This window comes from Vibrio sp. Y42_MX_L11, assembly GCF_024181785.1.
GTDB classification, from domain to species: domain Bacteria; phylum Pseudomonadota; class Gammaproteobacteria; order Enterobacterales; family Vibrionaceae; genus Vibrio; species Vibrio diabolicus.
Map to the genome: position 1 here is coordinate 263491 of NZ_JAMZAP010000001.1, position 19518 is coordinate 283008.

General features: G+C 43.5%; 17 protein-coding genes. 10 read left to right on the forward strand and 7 right to left on the reverse strand.

What is annotated here, in order from left to right:
* Nucleotides 1–240: 240 nt before the first annotated feature.
* Nucleotides 241–717: a glycine zipper 2TM domain-containing protein gene (locus NL643_RS01145; RefSeq protein WP_182032776.1), complete on the reverse strand. Its 477-nt coding sequence runs from the start codon at nt 715–717 to the stop codon at nt 241–243.
* Nucleotides 718–756: 39 nt separating this feature from the next.
* Here NL643_RS01145 and aat point away from each other — a divergent pair, with 39 nt between their 5' ends.
* The 3 genes from aat (at nt 757) to infA (ending at nt 2462) form a co-directional block, all read left to right on the forward strand.
* Entirely contained in the window at nt 757–1464 is a 708-nt protein-coding gene (gene aat / locus NL643_RS01150; protein WP_253643766.1) for a leucyl/phenylalanyl-tRNA--protein transferase, read from the forward strand.
* Complete coding sequence (locus tag NL643_RS01155) at nt 1461–2162, forward strand: arginyltransferase (RefSeq protein WP_253643767.1); 702 nt, start codon at nt 1461–1463, stop codon at nt 2160–2162. The genes aat and NL643_RS01155 overlap by 4 nt, the downstream gene beginning before the upstream one ends.
* An 81-nt stretch (nt 2163–2243) precedes the next feature.
* On the forward strand, nt 2244–2462 hold the full coding sequence (gene infA, locus NL643_RS01160; protein ID WP_001040192.1) for a translation initiation factor IF-1: 219 nt from the start codon (nt 2244–2246) through the stop codon (nt 2460–2462).
* A gap of 139 nt (nt 2463–2601) precedes the next feature.
* On the opposite strand, the gene clpA is transcribed toward infA, so the two are convergent.
* Both clpA and clpS read right to left on the reverse strand, forming a co-directional pair.
* Nucleotides 2602–4869 (reverse strand): ATP-dependent Clp protease ATP-binding subunit ClpA, encoded by a 2268-nt coding sequence (gene clpA / locus NL643_RS01165; RefSeq protein ID WP_253643768.1) that lies wholly within the window; start codon nt 4867–4869, stop codon nt 2602–2604.
* Nucleotides 4870–4919: 50 nt separating this feature from the next.
* The gene (gene clpS / locus NL643_RS01170) at nt 4920–5240 is read right to left on the reverse strand and encodes an ATP-dependent Clp protease adapter ClpS (RefSeq protein WP_031780157.1); all 321 of its coding nucleotides are present in this window, start codon (nt 5238–5240) and stop codon (nt 4920–4922) included.
* 704 nt (nt 5241–5944) lie between these two features.
* On the opposite strand from clpS, the gene cspD reads away from it, so the two are divergent.
* Nucleotides 5945–6163 (forward strand): cold shock domain-containing protein CspD, encoded by a 219-nt coding sequence (gene cspD / locus NL643_RS01175; RefSeq protein WP_005378407.1) that lies wholly within the window; start codon nt 5945–5947, stop codon nt 6161–6163.
* A 187-nt stretch (nt 6164–6350) separates the two neighbouring features.
* Here the strand turns inward: cspD and NL643_RS01180 are convergent, their stop codons facing one another.
* Entirely contained in the window at nt 6351–8576 is a 2226-nt protein-coding gene (locus NL643_RS01180) for an NADP-dependent isocitrate dehydrogenase (RefSeq protein WP_253643769.1), read from the reverse strand.
* A gap of 311 nt (nt 8577–8887) precedes the next feature.
* Between NL643_RS01180 and NL643_RS01185 the strand changes: the two genes are divergently transcribed.
* Nucleotides 8888–9589, forward strand: a complete 702-nt coding sequence (locus tag NL643_RS01185; protein WP_253643770.1) for a pseudouridine synthase — start codon at nt 8888–8890, stop codon at nt 9587–9589.
* Nucleotides 9590–9659: 70 nt separating this feature from the next.
* Here the strand turns inward: NL643_RS01185 and NL643_RS01190 are convergent, their stop codons facing one another.
* Both NL643_RS01190 and NL643_RS01195 read right to left on the reverse strand, forming a co-directional pair.
* A complete protein-coding gene (locus tag NL643_RS01190) occupies nt 9660–10325 on the reverse strand; it encodes a DUF2057 domain-containing protein (RefSeq protein ID WP_005390694.1) in 666 nt (221 codons plus the stop codon).
* A 264-nt stretch (nt 10326–10589) separates the two neighbouring features.
* The gene (locus NL643_RS01195) at nt 10590–11594 is read right to left on the reverse strand and encodes a porin (protein ID WP_005390692.1); all 1005 of its coding nucleotides are present in this window, start codon (nt 11592–11594) and stop codon (nt 10590–10592) included.
* 515 nt (nt 11595–12109) lie between these two features.
* Between NL643_RS01195 and dinG the strand changes: the two genes are divergently transcribed.
* From dinG to xthA, 5 genes are all read left to right on the forward strand, one after another.
* The gene (dinG, locus tag NL643_RS01200) at nt 12110–14185 is read left to right on the forward strand and encodes an ATP-dependent DNA helicase DinG (protein ID WP_253643771.1); all 2076 of its coding nucleotides are present in this window, start codon (nt 12110–12112) and stop codon (nt 14183–14185) included.
* A 14-nt stretch (nt 14186–14199) separates the two neighbouring features.
* Nucleotides 14200–14985 (forward strand): TSUP family transporter, encoded by a 786-nt coding sequence (locus NL643_RS01205; RefSeq protein WP_005390688.1) that lies wholly within the window; start codon nt 14200–14202, stop codon nt 14983–14985.
* Nucleotides 14982–15527 (forward strand): primosomal replication protein, encoded by a 546-nt coding sequence (locus NL643_RS01210; protein ID WP_048626180.1) that lies wholly within the window; start codon nt 14982–14984, stop codon nt 15525–15527. Before NL643_RS01205 ends, NL643_RS01210 begins: the two co-directional genes overlap by 4 nt.
* Entirely contained in the window at nt 15527–15691 is a 165-nt protein-coding gene (gene rsmS / locus NL643_RS01215) for a pleiotropic regulatory protein RsmS (protein ID WP_005378432.1), read from the forward strand. Before NL643_RS01210 ends, rsmS begins: the two co-directional genes overlap by 1 nt.
* A gap of 94 nt (nt 15692–15785) precedes the next feature.
* A complete protein-coding gene (gene xthA / locus NL643_RS01220) occupies nt 15786–16592 on the forward strand; it encodes an exodeoxyribonuclease III (RefSeq protein ID WP_085343555.1) in 807 nt (268 codons plus the stop codon).
* 97 nt (nt 16593–16689) lie between these two features.
* Here xthA and NL643_RS01225 read toward each other — a convergent pair whose 3' ends face one another.
* On the reverse strand, nt 16690–19410 hold the full coding sequence (locus NL643_RS01225; RefSeq protein ID WP_253643772.1) for an ImpA family metalloprotease: 2721 nt from the start codon (nt 19408–19410) through the stop codon (nt 16690–16692).
* Nucleotides 19411–19518 lie beyond the last annotated feature (108 nt).

The following is a 19518-nucleotide window of genomic DNA, read 5'->3' on the forward strand; positions in this document are numbered from 1 at the left end:
TAAACAATTCTTCGTGAATTCAGACTACCCAAAAAAACACGACAAAACCAGAGCAAATCGGCGCTAATTTATGAATATACTCAAGTAGCCTAAAGATGCAGAATTAAAGGCATTGCCAGCGATGTAAATAAGAGCGAAAGAGGCGCGACGAAACAGCAAGCTATTTCGACTTTATTTGACGATAAGCCAGCCCTACTGTGCATGCCTGGTTAGGCTACCTTAGGTTAAAATAACGTAGGATTAATAAGCGATATCAACCCTGACTCCATCATCAAAATATAAGATACGAACTTCATCCCCTCGACTAAATAGCATATTTTTATCAACATCTTGGATAACATTAATCAGCTTGTCGCCCTTCACTTTGATGAGTAGCTCAACTAACTTATATTCAACCGTGTATTGGTAATTACTTTGATTTTGTGCAACCGCTGCACCTGCAAGTGCACCAACTGCCGTCGCAACTTCTCGTCCAGTACCACCACCAAATTGATTGCCGACTAAACCGCCTATTGTGGCACCAAGTAGCGTTTTCCAACCATTATTTTTCGATTGAACGACCTCTTGCTGAGTAATATAACGGACAGAGTCAACCTTCCCATACACCACTTCATTTACCGGCTTGGCAACATTTCTTTCATAGGCTGCGTTGGCGACAAGTGGTAAAAACAGTATGATCCCAAGCCATACTTTTACGATATTTCTTAACCAGGTCATCATAAACTCCTCTGACTCCAATGTTGGTAACGACTTCTTATGGCTATTTATTTAACTGAACTCGATGAAACGTTCAACTTTCCCTCACCCTATAAAGCACTCAGCGATCCCAATGGTTTGCTTGCTTTTGGCGGTGACTTAGATCCCATGAGAATCCTCAATGGTTACTATCAAGGCATTTTCCCTTGGTATGGTCCTGGAGAACCTATTCTATGGTGGAGCCCTTCCCCACGCGCTGTTTTTGATCCCTTAGCGTTTAAACCGTCTAAAAGTCTCAAAAAATTTCAGCGTAAACATAACTATAAAGTAACGCTCAATTTCGCGACAGAAGAAGTGATTAGACTATGTTCATCAACACGTCCTGCAGAGGAAACTTGGCTCAACGAGGAAATGCAAGCGTCTTATATTGAGTTAGCTAAACTTGGTCACTGTCACTCTGTAGAAGTATGGCATGACAACGAGCTCATTGGGGGACTATATGGCATCTGCGTTGGTCAACTTTTTTGCGGAGAGTCGATGTTTAGCCTAAAAGATGACGCATCTAAAATTGCATTGTGGTACTTATGCAACCATTTGGCGTCAAAGCAAGGTCAATTAATCGATTGTCAGGTTATGAACTCGCACTTGGCATCACTTGGCGCATTTGAACTAGAGCGTAACGAGTTTATGCAAAAACTACTATCTTTAAGAGAAAAACAAACACTATTTGATACCTATAAGCCCCAAGTTTTGCAGGATTCAGTATGAGTACGGATATACAACATATTCGAATTGGATTAACGAATAATCACCCTTGCAGTTACTTGCCTGAACGGCAAGAGCGTGTGGCGGTGGCACTTGATGTAGGGCTGCATACTGAAGAAAACTATCAACTGCTGATGGCCAACGGTTTTCGTCGTAGCGGAGATACCATATATAAACCGCACTGTGAGAATTGTAATGCTTGCCAGCCAATTCGAGTCTCGATTCCGGATGTGACGCTATCAAAAAGCCAGAAGAGGCTGCTCAGTAAAGCACAGCCTTTACGTTGGGAAATGAAACCCGAAATGGATGAGGAATGGTTTGCGCTTTACAGTCGGTACATCTGCAAACGACACAAAAACGGCACTATGTACCCACCAAAGCGTGATGAATTTTATCGGTTTGCCCAAACCAGCTGGTTGACCACTTCATTTTTGCATATTTACGATGAGTCAAATCAATTACTCGCCATTGCGGTAACGGATGTAATGACTCAATGTTCGAGTGCGTTTTATACTTTTTTTGACCCTGACTACCCGTTATCTCTTGGCACTTTGGCAGTGCTCTATCAAATAAAATACTGCCAAGAAAACAAACAACAGTGGCTTTATTTGGGTTATCAGATTGATGAGTGTCCAGCAATGAACTACAAAACACGCTTTCAACGCCACCAAAGGCTAGTAAATCAGCGTTGGCGAGGGTAGAATACGCCTCAACTTTACATAATTACTATTTAGCGGCAGAATATAGCCCGCTAATATTGCCTAATTTCTAAAGAGGATTAAATGGCTAAAGAAGACGTAATCGAGATGCAAGGCACGGTCCTTGACACTCTACCAAACACTATGTTCCGTGTTGAACTTGAAAACGGTCACGTTGTGACTGCTCACATCTCTGGCAAGATGCGTAAGAACTACATCCGTATCCTAACGGGTGACAAAGTAACTGTAGAGATGACTCCATACGACCTGTCAAAAGGCCGCATCGTCTTCCGCGCTCGTTAATCTCTGATTTTCGGATGCAATAAAAAACGGAGCAGTTTGCTCCGTTTTTTATTGCATGATTTTTATTTCCGAGTAGGTTCAGGCAAACAAAAAGCGCACGATAAAATCGTGCGCTTTTACTTCCCTTACGGGGCAGCGATTAATGCATCGCTGCCTCTTTCTCACTCAAATATTCAAATTTAAGTGTGTCGTTCACTAGCGTTACTTTCACAGTGCCGCCGTCGACTAGAGAGCCAAACAACAATTCATTAGCCAAAGGTTTCTTAAGTTGCTCTTGGATAACGCGTCCCATTGGGCGAGCACCCATCGCCTTATCATAACCTTTATTCGCTAACCAATGGCGTGCATCTTGCGATACCTCCATTGATACGCCACGAGCATCAAGTTGCACCTGCAGTTCAACAATAAACTTATCAACAACTTGATGGATAACGCTTTCATCAAGGCTGTTAAACCAGATGATGTTATCAAGACGGTTACGGAACTCAGGAGTGAATACCTTCTTAATTTCCGCCATCGCATCGTGACTGTTGTCTTGCTGAATCAAACCAATTGATTTCTTCTCAGTTTCAGCCACACCCGCGTTGGTTGTCATAACGAGGATGACATTACGGAAGTCTGCTTTACGACCATTGTTGTCCGTTAATGTACCGTTATCCATCACTTGCAATAGCAAATTAAAGATATCTGGATGCGCTTTCTCAATCTCATCGAGTAATACGACTGAATGTGGGTGCTTGATAACAGCGTCTGTCAGCAAACCACCTTGGTCGTAACCGACATAACCAGGAGGAGCACCAATTAAGCGACTCACGGAGTGACGCTCACCATATTCCGACATATCAAAACGAAGTAGCTCGATCCCTAGAAGCTTAGATAGCTGCACCGTCACCTCTGTTTTACCCACCCCAGTAGGGCCAGCAAACAAGAATGAACCAACTGGTTTGTTATCCACGCCCAAACCTGCACGTGTCAGCTTGATCGCTTCGGATAATGCATCAATCGCATTATCTTGACCAAATACCAACATCTTCATCTTGCTATCTAGGTTCTTCAAGATGTCTTTATCTGAAGAAGAAACCGACTTCTCTGGGATTCGTGCCATCTTGGCAACCATCGCTTCGATATCAGCAACACCAACCGTTTTCTTACGGCGGCTTGCAGGAGCAAGACGACTGCGAGCGCCAGCTTCATCAATGACATCAATGGCTTTATCTGGTAAATGACGTTCATTGATGTATTTCGCCGAAAGTTCTACCGCGGCACGCAGTGCTTTATTGGTGTAACGTACTTCATGGTGTGCTTCGTACTTCGGCTTCAAGCCCATCAAGATTTTAGTTGTGTCATCTAGAGAAGGCTCTACAACGTCAATCTTTTGGAAGCGACGGGACAACGCACGCTCTTTCTCGAAAATGTTGCTGTATTCTTGGTATGTAGTCGAGCCGATACAACGCAACTTACCGCTACTTAGTAGAGGTTTGATAAGGTTTGCGGCATCAACTTGACCACCAGAAGCCGCACCCGCACCGATGATTGTGTGTATCTCATCGATGAACAAAATTGCATCTTCTTCTTTTTCAAGCTGTTTCAAAATCGCCTTGAAGCGTTTTTCAAAATCACCACGGTACTTAGTACCAGCCAATAGAGAACCAATATCCAATGAGTAAATCACGCTGTTTTGAATAACTTCCGGGACCTGCCCTTCTACAATTCGCCAAGCAAGACCTTCTGCGATGGCTGTTTTACCTACCCCGGCTTCACCCACTAGTAATGGGTTATTCTTGCGGCGGCGGCAAAGTACTTGAATAGTGCGCTCTAGCTCTTTATCGCGACCAATCAGTGGGTCGATATTACCATCTTTAGCGACCTGATTAAGGTTAGTCGCAAAGCTTTCCAAACGTTCTTCAGAATTCGGCTCTTCGACACTCTCTGAACTGAACGAATCTGATGATGGGTCTTCGCTTGCACCTGACGCTTTAGTAATACCATGGGAGATAAAGTTAACAATATCTAATCGGGAGATGTCGTTTTTCTTCAGTAGGTAGGCGGCATGCGACTCTTGCTCACTGAAGATCGCCACAAGCACGTTTGCACCTGTTACTTCGTTGCGGCCAGACGACTGTACATGAAAGACGGCGCGTTGTAGCACACGTTGAAAACTCAAAGTCGGCTGGGTTTCACGCGTCTCATCACTGTCTGGGATAAGAGGCGTAGTTTGATCGATAAATACATCGAGTTCGTTACGTAAAGCGTCAAGATCCGCTTTACAAGCTAAAAGGGCTTCCTTAGCTGCATCATTTTCCAATAATGCAAGTAGGAGGTGTTCGACAGTCATAAACTCGTGGCGTTTATCTCGCGCCCGAGCAAATGCACCGTTAAGGCTTGACTCTAGTTCTTTATTTAGCATAAGTACCTCCCGAAAAAACAACTTGGGTTGTTCGAGCAAGTCTTCTTTGTTTACGCTTGCTCCATAGTGCAAAGTAGCGGATGTTCATTTTCCCTTGCGTACATCGTAACTTGCGCTACTTTTGTTTCGGCAATTTCTGCACTGTATGTGCCACAGATTGCCTTTCCTTCATAGTGAATCTTGAGCATGATCTGAGTCGCTTTATCAATGTCATGTGAAAAGAATCGCTCAAGTACCTCTATGACGAAATCCATAGGTGTATAGTCATCATTATTTAGTACAACATTGTACAGCTTAGGTGGCTGAACTTTCGTACTTTCTCGCTCCAGAAGATCAGAGTCCGGAGTGACCCATTCAAAATTTTTACTCATGGCAATTCAAAGATATCGTATCAAAGGGTTGATGTTTTCGACCTATAAAAACAATCTACCACAAGCGTGCAGCGCGGTGTAGTGAGATATGGCACCGAATTCGATCTTTGATCGATAAAAGTTGCTACCTAATATAGAGACTAATGCAGGTCTTGAGGGGGCGCAAATAAAAGATGCTTGTCGATAAGTTACACATTTTTACTTATAAAATAACTTTCTTTTTACCCCCTCCGTGCTATTGCGAAACATCTCTCAGTCTTCTACCGAGATCACACTTCCTAACTGAGAATGGGGTAATTATCACGAAAACTTCATTTTTTATTCAGTTAGAGGATTCATCTATCATAAGCAACACGAACAGTATGGTTTTTCCAGTGAATACTACTTTGCAGGCTAATTGACCAAACTTCCGCGTATATACGAAAAACTGTTTGCAAATTTGTTAATCTCAAAAGTGATTTGTTTTCAATTATGTTTCTGTTTGTTGCTTAATGCTATTGACTGTCGGGATTCATTGACTACAGTGGAAAGTGTTGATGCATAAATCGTCATTTTGAATCCATTTGTTTTTAAGCAGCTTGGTGAATGTGATTTCTCATTGACTAGATGTTTGTTAGCGTTCGCTGACAATAGTAGTACCAGGTTAAAGGTATAACTTGGTTGTTGTAACAACTCAGTAAAAAATGCATGAGGGATGTAAAAGCATGGCTACAGGTACAGTAAAGTGGTTTAACAATGCCAAAGGATTTGGGTTTATTTGTTCAGATGAAGAAGAGGGAGATATCTTTGCCCACTACTCAACTATCCAGATGGACGGTTATCGTACACTGAAAGCAGGCCAACAAGTCTCATACGAGATTGAAAAAGGTCCCAAAGGCTGTCACGCGAGTAGCGTCGTGCCTCTTGAAGGTCAAGCCAAATAATTAGAGCGCTGTCGAAAAATAAAAATATTGCTCTCGAAACATCATTTTGATGTTCTGAAGAGAAAAATAAACCCGCCAAGATAGCGGGTTTCTTACTATTTGTAGCTTATGAAATGCAGATAGACCACATACAAAGTATTGATAAAATAAGAAACACGTCGAAAGCGACGTGCTCTTTTCATCTATTTTACTTGTTAATGATCGCGTTAAAGGTTTCGCTTGGGCGCATCAACTTAGAAACCAATGCATCGTCTAGCAGGTAGTAACCGCCCAGTTCTCCTTTCACACCCTGTGCGTTGTTTAGCTCAGCGACGATTTTTTCTTCATGCTCTGACAACGCTTTCGCAATCGGTGCAAACTCAGCAGCGAGATCAGCATCGTCTGTTTGCTCGGCAAGTGCTTTCGCCCAGTAAAGTGCGAGGTAGAAATGACTACCGCGGTTATCTAATTCGCCCACTTTACGTGACGGAGACTTGTTGGTATCTAAAAACTCACCAGTCGCTTTGTCTAGCGTATCCGCCAAAACTTGCGCTTTCGGGTTGTTTGCCACCACACTTAGATGTTCTAGGGATGCAGCTAGTGCTAAGAACTCACCTAAAGAATCCCAACGAAGGTGATTCTCTTTTTCTACTTGTTGAACATGCTTAGGAGCAGAACCACCAGCACCTGTTTCAAATAGACCACCGCCATTCATCAATGGAACGATAGATAGCATCTTAGCTGACGTGCCTAACTCTAGAATTGGGAATAGGTCTGTTAGGTAGTCACGAAGAACGTTACCTGTTACAGAGATAGTATCCAGACCCGCTTTCATACGCTCTAGCGAGTACTTACAAGCATCAACAGGAGATAGGATCTTAATCTCTAGACCGTCAGTATCGTGCTCTGGTAAGTAGGTATTTACTTTCTTAATGAGTTCAGCATCGTGCGCACGGTTTTCGTCTAGCCAGAATACGGCTGGAACACCTGTTGCACGTGCGCGAGTCACTGCTAGCTTAACCCAATCTTGGATTGGTGCGTCCTTCACCTGACACATACGGAAGATATCGCCTTCTTCAACCGCTTGCTCTAACAATACGTTACCCGCAGTATCAACAACGCGAACAGTACCCGCTGCGTCTAGAATAAATGTCTTGTCGTGAGAACCATACTCTTCTGCCTTTTGAGCCATTAAGCCAACGTTAGGCACGCTACCCATCGTGGTCGGGTCAAATGCGCCGTGCTCTTTACAGAAATCAATCACCGCTTGGTAAATACCTGCGTAGCTACGATCTGGTATCATCGCTTTGGTGTCTTTTTGTTTACCATCTGGTCCCCACATTTGACCAGAAGAGCGAAGCATTGCTGGCATAGAAGCATCTACAATGATGTCGCTTGGTACATGTAAGTTGGTGATACCACGATCAGAGTCAACCATCGCAAGCTCTGGTTGAGTTTGGTAAACCGCTTGAATTGCCGCTTCAATTTCTGCTTTTTGTGCTTCAGGTAGAGACTCAATTTTCGAGTAAACATCACCAATGCCATTGTTTACATCAACGCCCAGTTCTTCAAACAGCTTACCGTATTTATCGAAAACGTCTTTGTAGTAAACTTTTACTGCATGGCCGAAAATGACTGGGTCAGAAACTTTCATCATCGTCGCTTTCATATGAAGAGACAACAGCACGTCTTGTGCTTTCGCTTCAGCAATCTCTTTCTCGAAAAATTCAACCAGCGCCTTCTTCTTCATCACTGAAGTGTCAATGACTTCTTTATCTAGTAATGGGAACGCAGACTTGAGCTCTTTAACTGTACCTTCATTACCAACAAACTCGATTTTTACCTCTGTTGCACCAGAGATAGTCGTGGACTTTTCGCTACCAAAGAAGTCATTGTCTGACATGCTCGCAACATGAGACTTAGACTCTGATGACCACGCACCCATTGAATGTGGATTTTTCTTCGCGTAGTTCTTAACCGAAGTTGGAGCACGACGGTCTGAGTTACCTTCACGAAGTACTGGGTTAACCGCACTACCTTTGATTTTGTCGTAAGCCGCTTTAATCGCTTTCTCTTCGTACGTGCTCGGTTCTTCTGGGTAGTTTGGTAAATCGTAACCTTTCGCCTGAAGCTCTTTAATCGCCGCTTTAAGCTGAGGAACTGAAGCTGAAATGTTAGGCAGCTTGATGATATTTGCTTCTGGAGTTTGAGCCAGTTCACCAAGCTCAGTCAACGCATCGCCAATGCGCTGTTCTTCTTTTAGATGCTCTGGGAAGTTAGCGATAATTCGACCTGCTAGTGAAATATCACGAGTATCTACATTGATGCCAGACGATGCTGTGAATGATTGAATGATTGGTAGTAATGAATAAGTTGCTAGCGCCGGCGCTTCATCAGTGATGGTGTAGATAATTGTAGGTTTTTCTGTAGGCATGAAATTTCCCTATTTTTTAATCAACTTGTTGGCTGATCAACTCAGCGTCTGAGTTGGTTTAATTGACGCATTGCTGCACGTTAGCAGTACATGTCTCCTCACTAACGCCACATGCGGTTCGCACTCTTTGTTGTAGTTTGAAGCTCTGGGCTCTGAATCCATGAGTGCACTGATATAATTAAACAAATAACACGAATTAGTCTATCATTCTGTGCGCGTTTGTTAGTTTTAGGCGCGCAAATCATATCCGATCATGAGAAAACTTAAAACTTTCAAACACAGTTCATTTACATTTTTGCAGGGTAGTTAACATGTCATCTCGTACAGGTCAGGAAAAAGGTCGCAGTCGCAATCAATCCCAAACGGGCCATTTTAAACACTCAGGAGCTCGCAATGGCTCGAAGACTCGTACTCAAACAAACCGTCGCCCTGTTCGCTCAGCAAGAAACCAGAAGCCAAAAGTGGATCCAAAAGATCGTAAAGTCATTATTTTCAATAAGCCTTACGATACGCTCAGTCAATTTACCGATGGCGATGGTCGCAAAACGTTAGCGGACTATATCCCAATCAAAGATGTCTATGCGGCTGGCCGATTGGACCGAGACAGCGAAGGTTTGATGGTACTCACTAACGATGGCATCTTGCAGGCGAAGCTCACGCAGCCAAAGTCAAAATCCCCGAAGACTTATTGGGTTCAAGTCGATGGCGCTCCTCTAGAGCAAGATCTTGAAAAATTGAGAAAGGGAGTAGAGCTAAAAGATGGTATGACCCTACCAGCCGAAGTTGAAGTGATTCCAGAACCACAAGTCTGGGATAGAACCCCTCCTGTTCGTTTTCGGGCAAATATCCCAACAACGTGGCTAGCCATTACCATTATTGAGGGAAGAAATCGCCAGGTGCGTCGCATGACTGCACACATTGGCTTCCCAACGCTGCGTTTAGTTCGTTACTCGATGGGCGGCATTGTTCTTGACGATTTAAAGCCAGGGGAGTGGCGAGAAATAAAGCTCTAGGCTTAAACCTCAAAAAACATAATAGCAGGCAATCGCCTGCTTTTTTAGTTTTTGTCGTTACCAATAACGATTATTGTTGAGCAACCCACTTCTTGAATGCCTGACGTTCTTCGTCTGTCATTTCTAGGTAGGCAATCTTCGCTTTTGTTACGGGTGATTTTACTCTTTGCGCGCTTTTGCTGGTTACAATTTCAGCCGTCGCTGCTTGTAGCTCAGACAATTCGACTCTCTTACCGTTTGCAAAGAAAACGCCATGAGCTTCATTGTACTCCGCTAGTTGCTCATCAAGGTTTGAATATGGGAACGCGCCTTTCTCACCTGGCATTTTATATTGCGAGTAATCAATAGACTTATCGTTGAAACTTACTTTCCAGTCCATTTTATCTTGCTCAAACAGCTTGTCTGCCTGACGTTTTTCTCTAAAAGGTGGCGCATCAATATAAAGCTCACCCGTGCCAGAACTAAAGCCAAGAATGTATGGTGCAGAGTAAACTTGAGTACGTTTATCACCACGCCCAATCGCTTTGTTTACTTTTACAACTACTTGGTTAGAGCCATCAACAAGACCAAACGGTTCACTCAAATCATCCGCACTAACGCCATTTACAAATAGCACTTGAACGCCTTGAGCGGTAGTTAGGGTTGCTGAAGTATCAGCTTTATTTGTTGTGTCTGCGTTCGCTGTTGTACCAAACAACCCAAGCACAAATGCTACTGTCCAAGCTTTTAGTCTCATATCCTAATAACCTTAAAATTCAATTAATTACATCAAAAGAGTTAAATATCGCTTACGATTCATCACAGTTTGAGGAAATCATTGCTGAAAAGCCAATCATTTCTACATCATTGACTGTAGATAACTCGTAAGCGCATTCAATTCTCAAAAATCTTCATGTACTCACTTGGTCAATGCTTTCAGGTGCCTAAGGAGATACAAGCTATTAATATAAAAAAGGCCGCAATAAATGCGACCTTTACTATATCTACTTAAGTTCTGCGATTAGAACGTGTAGTAAACACCAGCAACTACGATATCGCCTTCAGTTTTCATAGAAGCATCTTTGTTATCGTTTTCGCTTGCAGTGTATTCGATGAACGTTAGAACGTTACCAGTTACAGCGTAGTCAGCACCAAACGTGTAGTAAGATTGGTCGTGGTCGCCTTCGTACTCAGTGAAACCGAATGAAGTGTAAACGCGAGCTTCGTTCATTTGGTAAGCTGCTACTGCAGACCATGTATCTTGGTCAGCTTTGTTTAGCTCTTCAGCAACGTAGTTAACTGCAGCAGAGAAGTTGTCCATGTTGAAACGAACAGCTGCGCCCATTACTTGGTAGTCATCACCAGCAAGGTTACGGTTTTCTTGATCTTGGTAAGAAGCACCAACAGTGAACATTTCGTTGATTGCGTATTGTGCAGATAGACCGAATGCAGTATCGATTTTCTCGTCTTGATCTAAGTATGCATCAGCGATAACAGTTAGCTTATCGAAACTACCTTTAACAGAAACAGCGTGACCAGCACTTTCTTTTGATTTTACGAAGTCATCAACGTAGCCAAGACCTTCGTTAGTGTTGTCGATAGTGATTGCGTCCAGAGAATCACCAAAGTCACCAACTTCGCCAACAGCTACACCCCAGTTGTCACCGAAGTAAGCACCGAAGTAAAGATCATCTGTGCGTACACGTGCGTGTTCTCCGTCAATTTCACCAGTAAGTTTGTTGTCGTTATCGAAGAATTCACCGTTTTCTAGTTCAAATGAACCGAATACTTTAACGTCTTGGTTTAGTTTGTGTTCAGCATCGACTTGGACTTTAGCCCAAAGGTCAACGTCTACATCACGCTTAGTAGAAGTTTTACCGTTTTCTTTACGTTCAACAGTACTTACGTAAGTATCGATCTCACCTTTAAGGTTGAAAGAAGTTGTACCGTTGTCGTAGATGTTGCCTGCTGCTAGAGCAGACGTAGAGATGCCAGCTACTGCAAGAGCTACTAGAGTTTTTTTCATAATTAATCCACTGCCTTTTCTTAGTTCGGGATATCCTTGTCCGGTTCCCTTTTTTTATATGTTTGAGATAGAGCGTTAACAAAACGTTATACAGCGCCTTCTCAAAATCTGGAGCTAAGAGTGCAAAAGATTATTCTGGCTGTCAAATTTTCTAAATACCAATGTAAAAAAACAAAAATAATATTTAAAAACAATAACTTGAAAAGTTTATCTTTATTTATTCGACGAACATCTAATCAATCCTCTTGATTTTTCATAATTTATAAAACCATTAACAATGAGATTTTAAACCCAAAACAAATACTAAAAAACAAAATATATAGGATAAAAAACCATACAAATATCATATTTGGAGTTTTATATTTTTCATATAATGAAATTAATTTCATTTAGATAAGGTTCAATATTTTTTTGTGAAGAAGATCTACATTCCTCATAAAAGCATTCCGTTTTGTGAACTACTGTACAACTAGTGATGTGTGCTACTATTCGCCTCCAACGCATTTGAGGCCCGTATGCTGACCAGTAACATTCAAAAATCGATTCGTAATAGCTATCAAAACCTGCAAGATCAACTTGATAACTTTGTACCTAGAAGAGCACAAAACTACCTTGTTGCAGAGATTGCAAAAACACTGTGCGGTCAGTACCACAAATCTAACCGAATACTGGTTGCAGAAGCAGGGACTGGAATTGGTAAGTCGCTCTCCTATCTAATGGCTGCCATCCCCGTGGCTGTACATAACAATAGAAAAGTGGTTATCTCAACGGCGACCGTAGCTCTGCAAGAGCAGCTCATAAATAAAGACCTCCCTCTTTTTCGTCGGATTACCGACCGAGAGTTTTCTTTTATTTTGGCAAAAGGCCGTCAACGCTATTGTTGTGCAGAAAAACTTGCTTCAGCTTGTGGTGCTGATGGTGGTCAGTTAGCCATGTTCGAAACCAAGCCTAAGCAAAAAGATATAGAGCTGTTGGAAACAATGCATCGCTCTCTTGCGCAAGGTAAATGGGACGGTGACCGTGATTCTTGGCCTAAAACCATCGATGATAAGCTTTGGCAACTGATTGTTAGTGATAAACACAGTTGTAATAACAGCTTACCCGGCCATCGCGGATGCCCATTTCAAAAAGCGCGCTCGGAGCTGGATAAGAATGATGTCATCATTGCGAACCACTCTCTCGTCATGGCAGACGCAGACTTGGGGGGCGGAGTAATCTTACCTGAGCCAGAAAACACGATATACGTCTTTGACGAGGCACATCACTTGCCTCATGTCGCCCGCGATCATGCTTCAGCATCTGCGAGCTTAAAAGGTGCGGCAGCATGGCTTGAGAAGTTAAATCAGTCGATTAGCAAATTTTCGTCGCTCGCAGACGAGAAACGCGTAGCTCGATTTCGCAACGACCTTCAAGACGCGGTTCAGAACTTGATACCAGCACTGACTCAACTGCCTAAACAGTTCGATCCAGCTCAATTTGAAGAAGGCATCTACCGCTTTGAGCACGGTGAACTACCAGAATGGCTAGAGAACCAATCCAAAGAGTTGAAGCAGTTCAGTAAAAAAGCAAATCAAAGTGTGGCAAAAATTGCCGACCTTATTGCGGAAAGAGTAAAAGATGGGGAGCTTGCGACAAGATTGGCTGAACCAGCGCTTGCAGAGCTCGGCTTCTACATTCAAAGGTTAGAAAACCTAGCGCAAGTCTGGCACTTGATGGCTGAGCCAACTCGTGAAAAAGGTGCGCCTTTAGCTCGCTGGTTAGAAACCCACCCCGATCGCGAGGGTGATTTCATTGTGAGTGTTTCTCCGCTTGAAATTGGATGGCAACTCGACCAACAAATTTGGAGCAGGTGCATTGGCGCCATTTTAGTTTCCGCAACGATGCGTGCATTAAACTCCTTCCATTACTTTTGCCATCAGGTTGGTATTGATGGAAAACCAGAATCAGGCACACAGTTTTTAGCGCTTGCGTCACCATTCGATTACCAAAACCAGGCAGAATTGCTCATCCCTGCGATGAAATATGAACCACCAGCGCCTCAATTTACTGAATATCTTATTGAGATATTGCCTAAGTACTTGGAAGACAAGAAAGCCAACTTAGTATTATTCTCATCCTATTGGCAGATGAACCAAGTTGCGAAGGCGCTGTCTTCGGATTTCATAAAAAAAGGCTGGGCGTTGCAAGTTCAAGGTGAAAGCTCACGTCAAGAAATTCTAAAAAAACATAAAAAGCTAATAGAATCAAATAAAACCAGCATCTTATTTGGTACTGGCAGTTTCTCTGAGGGGCTAGATTTACCTGGCGAATTACTTGAAAACTTGGTGATAACAAAAATTCCATTTGGTGTTCCAACCTCCCCTGTCGAACAGGCTCACTCCGAATATATCGAGAAAAAAGGAGGGAACCCATTTATGCAAATAACTGTACCTGACGCAAGCAAAAAGCTGATCCAGAGCGTAGGTCGCTTACTGCGTAAAGAGAGAGATTCTGGTAGAGTAACGATTCTTGATCGACGCCTAGTCACTAAGCGATACGGACAAGCCTTAATCGACTCACTACCTCCATTTAAACGTAAAATAGAATATTAGAAGAATCACCATTTATGGAAATGATTGAGCCAACTATGCTGTTGGTGTTGGCGCTTGTCGCTTTTGTCGCTGGATTTATTGATGCAGTTGCCGGTGGTGGTGGCATGCTAACCGTACCTGCCCTACTATCGTTGGGCTTGCCGCCTCATATTGCACTAGGCACCAATAAACTTGCGGCTACCTTTGCCTCTTCTACTGCGGCATTTACGTACTACAAGAAACGTTTATTCAAGCCTCAATGCTGGGGAAGAGCATTTGTAGCGACGCTTGTCGGAGCAACATTAGGTACCCTACTTGTGGACGCGATTAGCACGGATTGGCTAGAAAAAGGGTTACCTCTTGTTATTTTAGCGGCGGCGTTATACACCGTCTTCCATAAAACACCACACTCTCCTCATCAAAGTCCAATTCCCGAGCCTTGCCCAAAACTTCATAGAAAACAGTACATGCAAGGATTATCCATAGGGTTCTATGACGGGCTCGCAGGGCCTGGAACTGGGGCTTTTTGGACGGTCAGTTCAATGGCTCTGTATCGGCTGAATATCTTGCTCGCCTCTGGCTTAGCAAAAGCAATGAACTTTACCAGCAACTTTACCTCTTTGATTACGTTTGCAGTCCTCGGTCATATCAACTGGGTGCTAGGCTTAACAATGGGGGTATGTTTAATGGCTGGCGCTTTTGTTGGCGCGCATTCCGCCATTCGGTTTGGTTCTAAATTCATTCGCCCTGTATTTGTTACTGTCGTCAGTATACTGGCCATAAAATTGGCTTATGACGCATGGTTTGTAGGTTTGTCATGAACATTTCTCAACTCCAGGAAAACCTAGAACAAATGGCGAAGCAAGCCGCTGTTCTTGACCGTCAAAGAGGCGAACACCATGTTCCGCTTTTTGATGAGCGCTTATTTGGTTGTCGCTCTCGCTTACTTACTCCTTGCGTAAAAGAAGCAAAAGCCACGCTGGATGCGATTGTGCGTGAGCAAAATGAAGGTAAGCTCACCGCTCTGCGTGCTGAGTACCTCACTGAACGGTTAGTAGCGCAAATAGGTGCGATTCAACGCGAGATTTCTACCACCAAAATTCGCAAGAATGAAATCAAACATAGCAGCCATTTCCGCAAGCCTATCAACGTGCTTTATCAGGAGCTCGCTCAACACCAAGAGTGGGCAAGACGCTTGCGCGAGATGGTGTTAGAAAAAGAACGTGCTGTCGAAAGCGCTCCGAGTTTTATGCGTGCCGAAGCTCAAAAAGTGTTACTAGCAACCGAGCAACGTTTAGCGCGTTGTGAAGCAGCACTTCTTAAGCTAGAGAACCAAATTACACATAGGGAAAAACATCAATAATGGCCGATCAACCAACCTCGCCTTTAGATGACGCACCTGAAGAGATCAAATTGGCTGTCGATTTGATCTATTTACTTGAGAGCAATGAGATAGATCCAGAAGTTGCGCTTAACGCTTTAAAGATCGTGCAAAACGACTTAGAAAACAAATTAAAAGCAAAGTAGCCCAACGTTTCGCTCCTTTCACCGAGACTCGTTTTCAGTGCTCTTGCACAATGATACTATTCATAAAAAAGTACGCCCTCAAAAAGGATAAACAATGAAAGTAATCAGCTTTAACATCAATGGACTACGTGCGCGACTGCACCAACTCCAAGCGCTAATCGACAAACACCAACCAGATGTGATTGGCCTTCAGGAAATTAAAGTTCACGATGAAGCATTCCCGATTGAAGCTGTCGAAGCCATGGGCTACAAAGTGTATTTCCATGGTCAAAAAGCGCATTACGGCGTCGCAATGCTTTGTAAGCAAGAACCTCTACACGTACAAAAAGGGTTCCCGACGGATAACGAAGAGCACCAAAAGCGCATGATCATGGCAACGTTTTTAAATGAAAACGGCGAAAAGGTCACAGTGCTAAACGGCTACTTCCCTCAAGGGGATAACATCAGCCACGAAACAAAATTCCCATACAAACGTCAGTTTTATAAAGATCTGATGACCTACCTAAACGATCATCACAATAGTGACGAGCAATTGATTGTTATGGGTGACATCAACATCAGCCCTATTGATGCAGATATCGGTATCGGCGAACCAAACCGTAAGCGTTGGCTAAAAACAGGTAAATGTTCATTCCAACCGGAAGAGCGCGAATGGCTGAAAACCTTGCTAGATTGGGGCTTTGAGGACACCTTCCGCAAGCTATATCCAGAAGTGAACGATAAATTCTCGTGGTTTGATTATCGCTCTCGCGGGTTTGATGATAACCGAGGTCTACGAATTGATGTCATTTTGGCGACCCCTTCTCTCGCGAAAAAATGTATTGACTCGGGGATCGATTATGAATTACGCGGTATTGAAAAACCTTCAGACCACGCTCCAATTTGGTCGACGTTCAAGTAATACATAACTGAGCAATAAGCGGGACTCAACGCTAAGCTTACTCCATGAAAAAGGGAGACTCTGTCTCCCTTTTTCATGCAAGTTACTTTCTACTCAGCTAGTTCAGCGGCCAAACCGTTTGACCATCAACACTGACTGGCGTTTGAGCAAATTCGTTCAGACAGTAGCCGGTATTGCTGCTTGCAAAGTAAGTGAGAGGCATCGGCGGTAGATTCAGCGCCACAACCTGCTGTTTCGCTTTTTCTGTGAACGAGAAGCCCCACATATCTAAATAGCTCGTCATGTCTCGCTGAGAGATGTAGCTCAGAGCAATAAGCAACCAGTCGTTGTTTGAGATGCTATTTGCCTCTTCACGAGAGTAGTTGGTGAAACCAATACTCAATCGTCTCTCATTCCAAAGCGCATCATCCGATTTCAAGCGGTTAAACTCACGTTCAATCAGGTGCAATCGCGCCAATAAATGCCAACCATTTTGCAGTACACCTTCATGCTGCGTCGCCATCATCATTTGAATGTAAACGCGAGCTCCCCAACTCCAACCAGTTTGATTTTGCGCTGCCATGTAAGCGTTTGGATCCGCTTGAGTTCGGCTTGCTTGCAATAATTCAAACTGGCCTTTGAAATCTAAGCTTTGGCAAGTTGAAACTTTCCCCGTATTCTGGAAGAAACGAGACTTACTGTAATACGAGTAGTAATTAGTCGTTGAATGCCCTTCCCAGCCTGCAAATCGGAATCGACCTTTTTCCAAGCCATGACCAAGCTCATGTAAATCACCGTGACCGAGTGGGCTGAATGACCAGTAAGCATCGTATGGGTTACCAGAACAGCCGTAACCACACGTCGCTTGGTCAGCGTTCATATGCTTCACCATATCAATATTGGCGATTTCCCAACCTTGATTTTTGGCGTACTGGATAATTTCCGGAACCTCATCGATACCCGGCCCTTGGAAACCAGCCAAGACATGTGGGTAGTTATGAACATACTCTTCTGTCGCCAGCGCCATTTCAGCTGGTGTCGACCACATCTCATCGTTGACAGATTCAAGCATTTTGTCACGTTTAGAATGTACCTCAAATCCAGGCGTGATCAGTTCAGCCCAATCGAACAAATTCGCTTCAAGCTCCTGAATAAACGCATCGTTATCCTTTTCACTTCTCCATACAGGGTGTTGCGCTACATGGCTAAATGTTAGAGCTACTGGTACATCATTATTGTTAAAGTGAACCTGGATAGGCCCGCCATAAGGTGAAGTCAGCGTGATGGTTTCACCCGGCTTCACCTCATAGGCGAAAGAAGTCAGCATTTTTGGTCGCGTGTATCCATCTTTGCTGAACTCATGAGTTGCGCCACTTCTTAAACTGTTGATGACAATTTTAGTCGTCACTTCATTACTGTCATTGCGCGTGACCGTAAAGGTCTCCCCAGGAAGCGCATACACACCAGCAGAGCGGAAGTTACGCTTTGATTCCATATTAATCGTTGCGCTGATTCTCTTTACTTCAGGGCTAAACTCACTACGGCTGAAGTTCCCCATATTTGGTTGTTTTGGGTTTACGCTTCGGCTGTTGTATTGCACGTAATCGGCAAAGTACGACTTTAGGAATTCGGTCGTTTGGGTTGACTGTTTGTCCATTGGGAAGACAACCGTTTGACGATAATGATCAGCCAGCAATACCATGAGTTTTTCGTATTGGTAGCCGTCTTGATTAAACAAATCTACTTTTTGTTCATCAAGCTTTTGCAACCGATGGCGAATACTGTTTGCCCCTGCATAAAATTGACTTTCCATATTCGCAGTGTCAGGACAAGATTTGTCATCACACTGTGACAAGTCAACATTGAAGTTTTGAGATTCAAAACGAGACAGCAGCGCTTGTTGCATAGCAACAGAGTCTGGCACGAAGTTCATGAGTGATGAAGGCGCCCAATCAACCAAGCCTAACTTACGCCAATAGTTATCTCCCACATAATCAACATGGAATTTTTCCAAAATGTCTCGGCCAAGTTCAGTTAGTCCTCCATCCCAATGCAGGTATAGAACAGGAATTTGGGCTTGCTCAGCGTATGCCAGAGCATCGAGTACTTGTTGGTTGGTGTCGCCAGATTGCAGATGCTGTGACAAGATCAATAAGTTTGGAGTATTGGTTTGCAAGCAGCTAAGTAGCTTCGAACCATCGCATAGGTTGGCCTCGTTAAACGCCAACTCTTGTGAAACATTGTCTTTCAGCCAATTCCGAGTCGCTTGCTCATCAGGGAAGTAATAAGACTGATCCATTTGCGCGATGACAACGTTTGAAGTAGTTCCGCCTGACAACCAAGTGACCAGGTTGCTTAGCCATTGAGTCATCGCTGCATTCGAAGACTCGGGAAAGCGTTGTGCCGTTCTAAATGGGTTACTACCTAATAGCGCATAACGTTGACCATTAGCTTTTTCTCCAGCAACGCCAATTGACAACGCCTGATCTTTATAACCGTTGGCCATGGCCTTGTTGGTCATCAAGATGGTGTCGTTGAACCCATACTGAGGTGCCAAGATCGCTGCATCATGGGTTGGATCCCAATAAAGGCCAGAAAGGTTTTTCGCAATTGCAGATTTGATCGTATTCGACTGTTTCTTGTGCCCTTCCACAACTTGCCGACTTTCTCGGATGAAATCGTTCGGGTCAGAAACGAGCAGTGCATTACCAGTTTCCAGAGCTTGTTGAACTGGAGCTGGCGTTGGTTTTACTTGAGCATTAGATTGTGACTCTCCCTCTCCCCCACCACATCCAGTGGCAACGGCGGCAAGGCCCAACGATAGAATTGTTTTTTTCATTTTTACTTACTAAACAATGGGTTTATCAAATATTAATGTAAGTACATGAATAAAAAGAAATAGTCTTTTGTATCGGTAGGGAAAATAGGAATGAAGATAACAAAATCA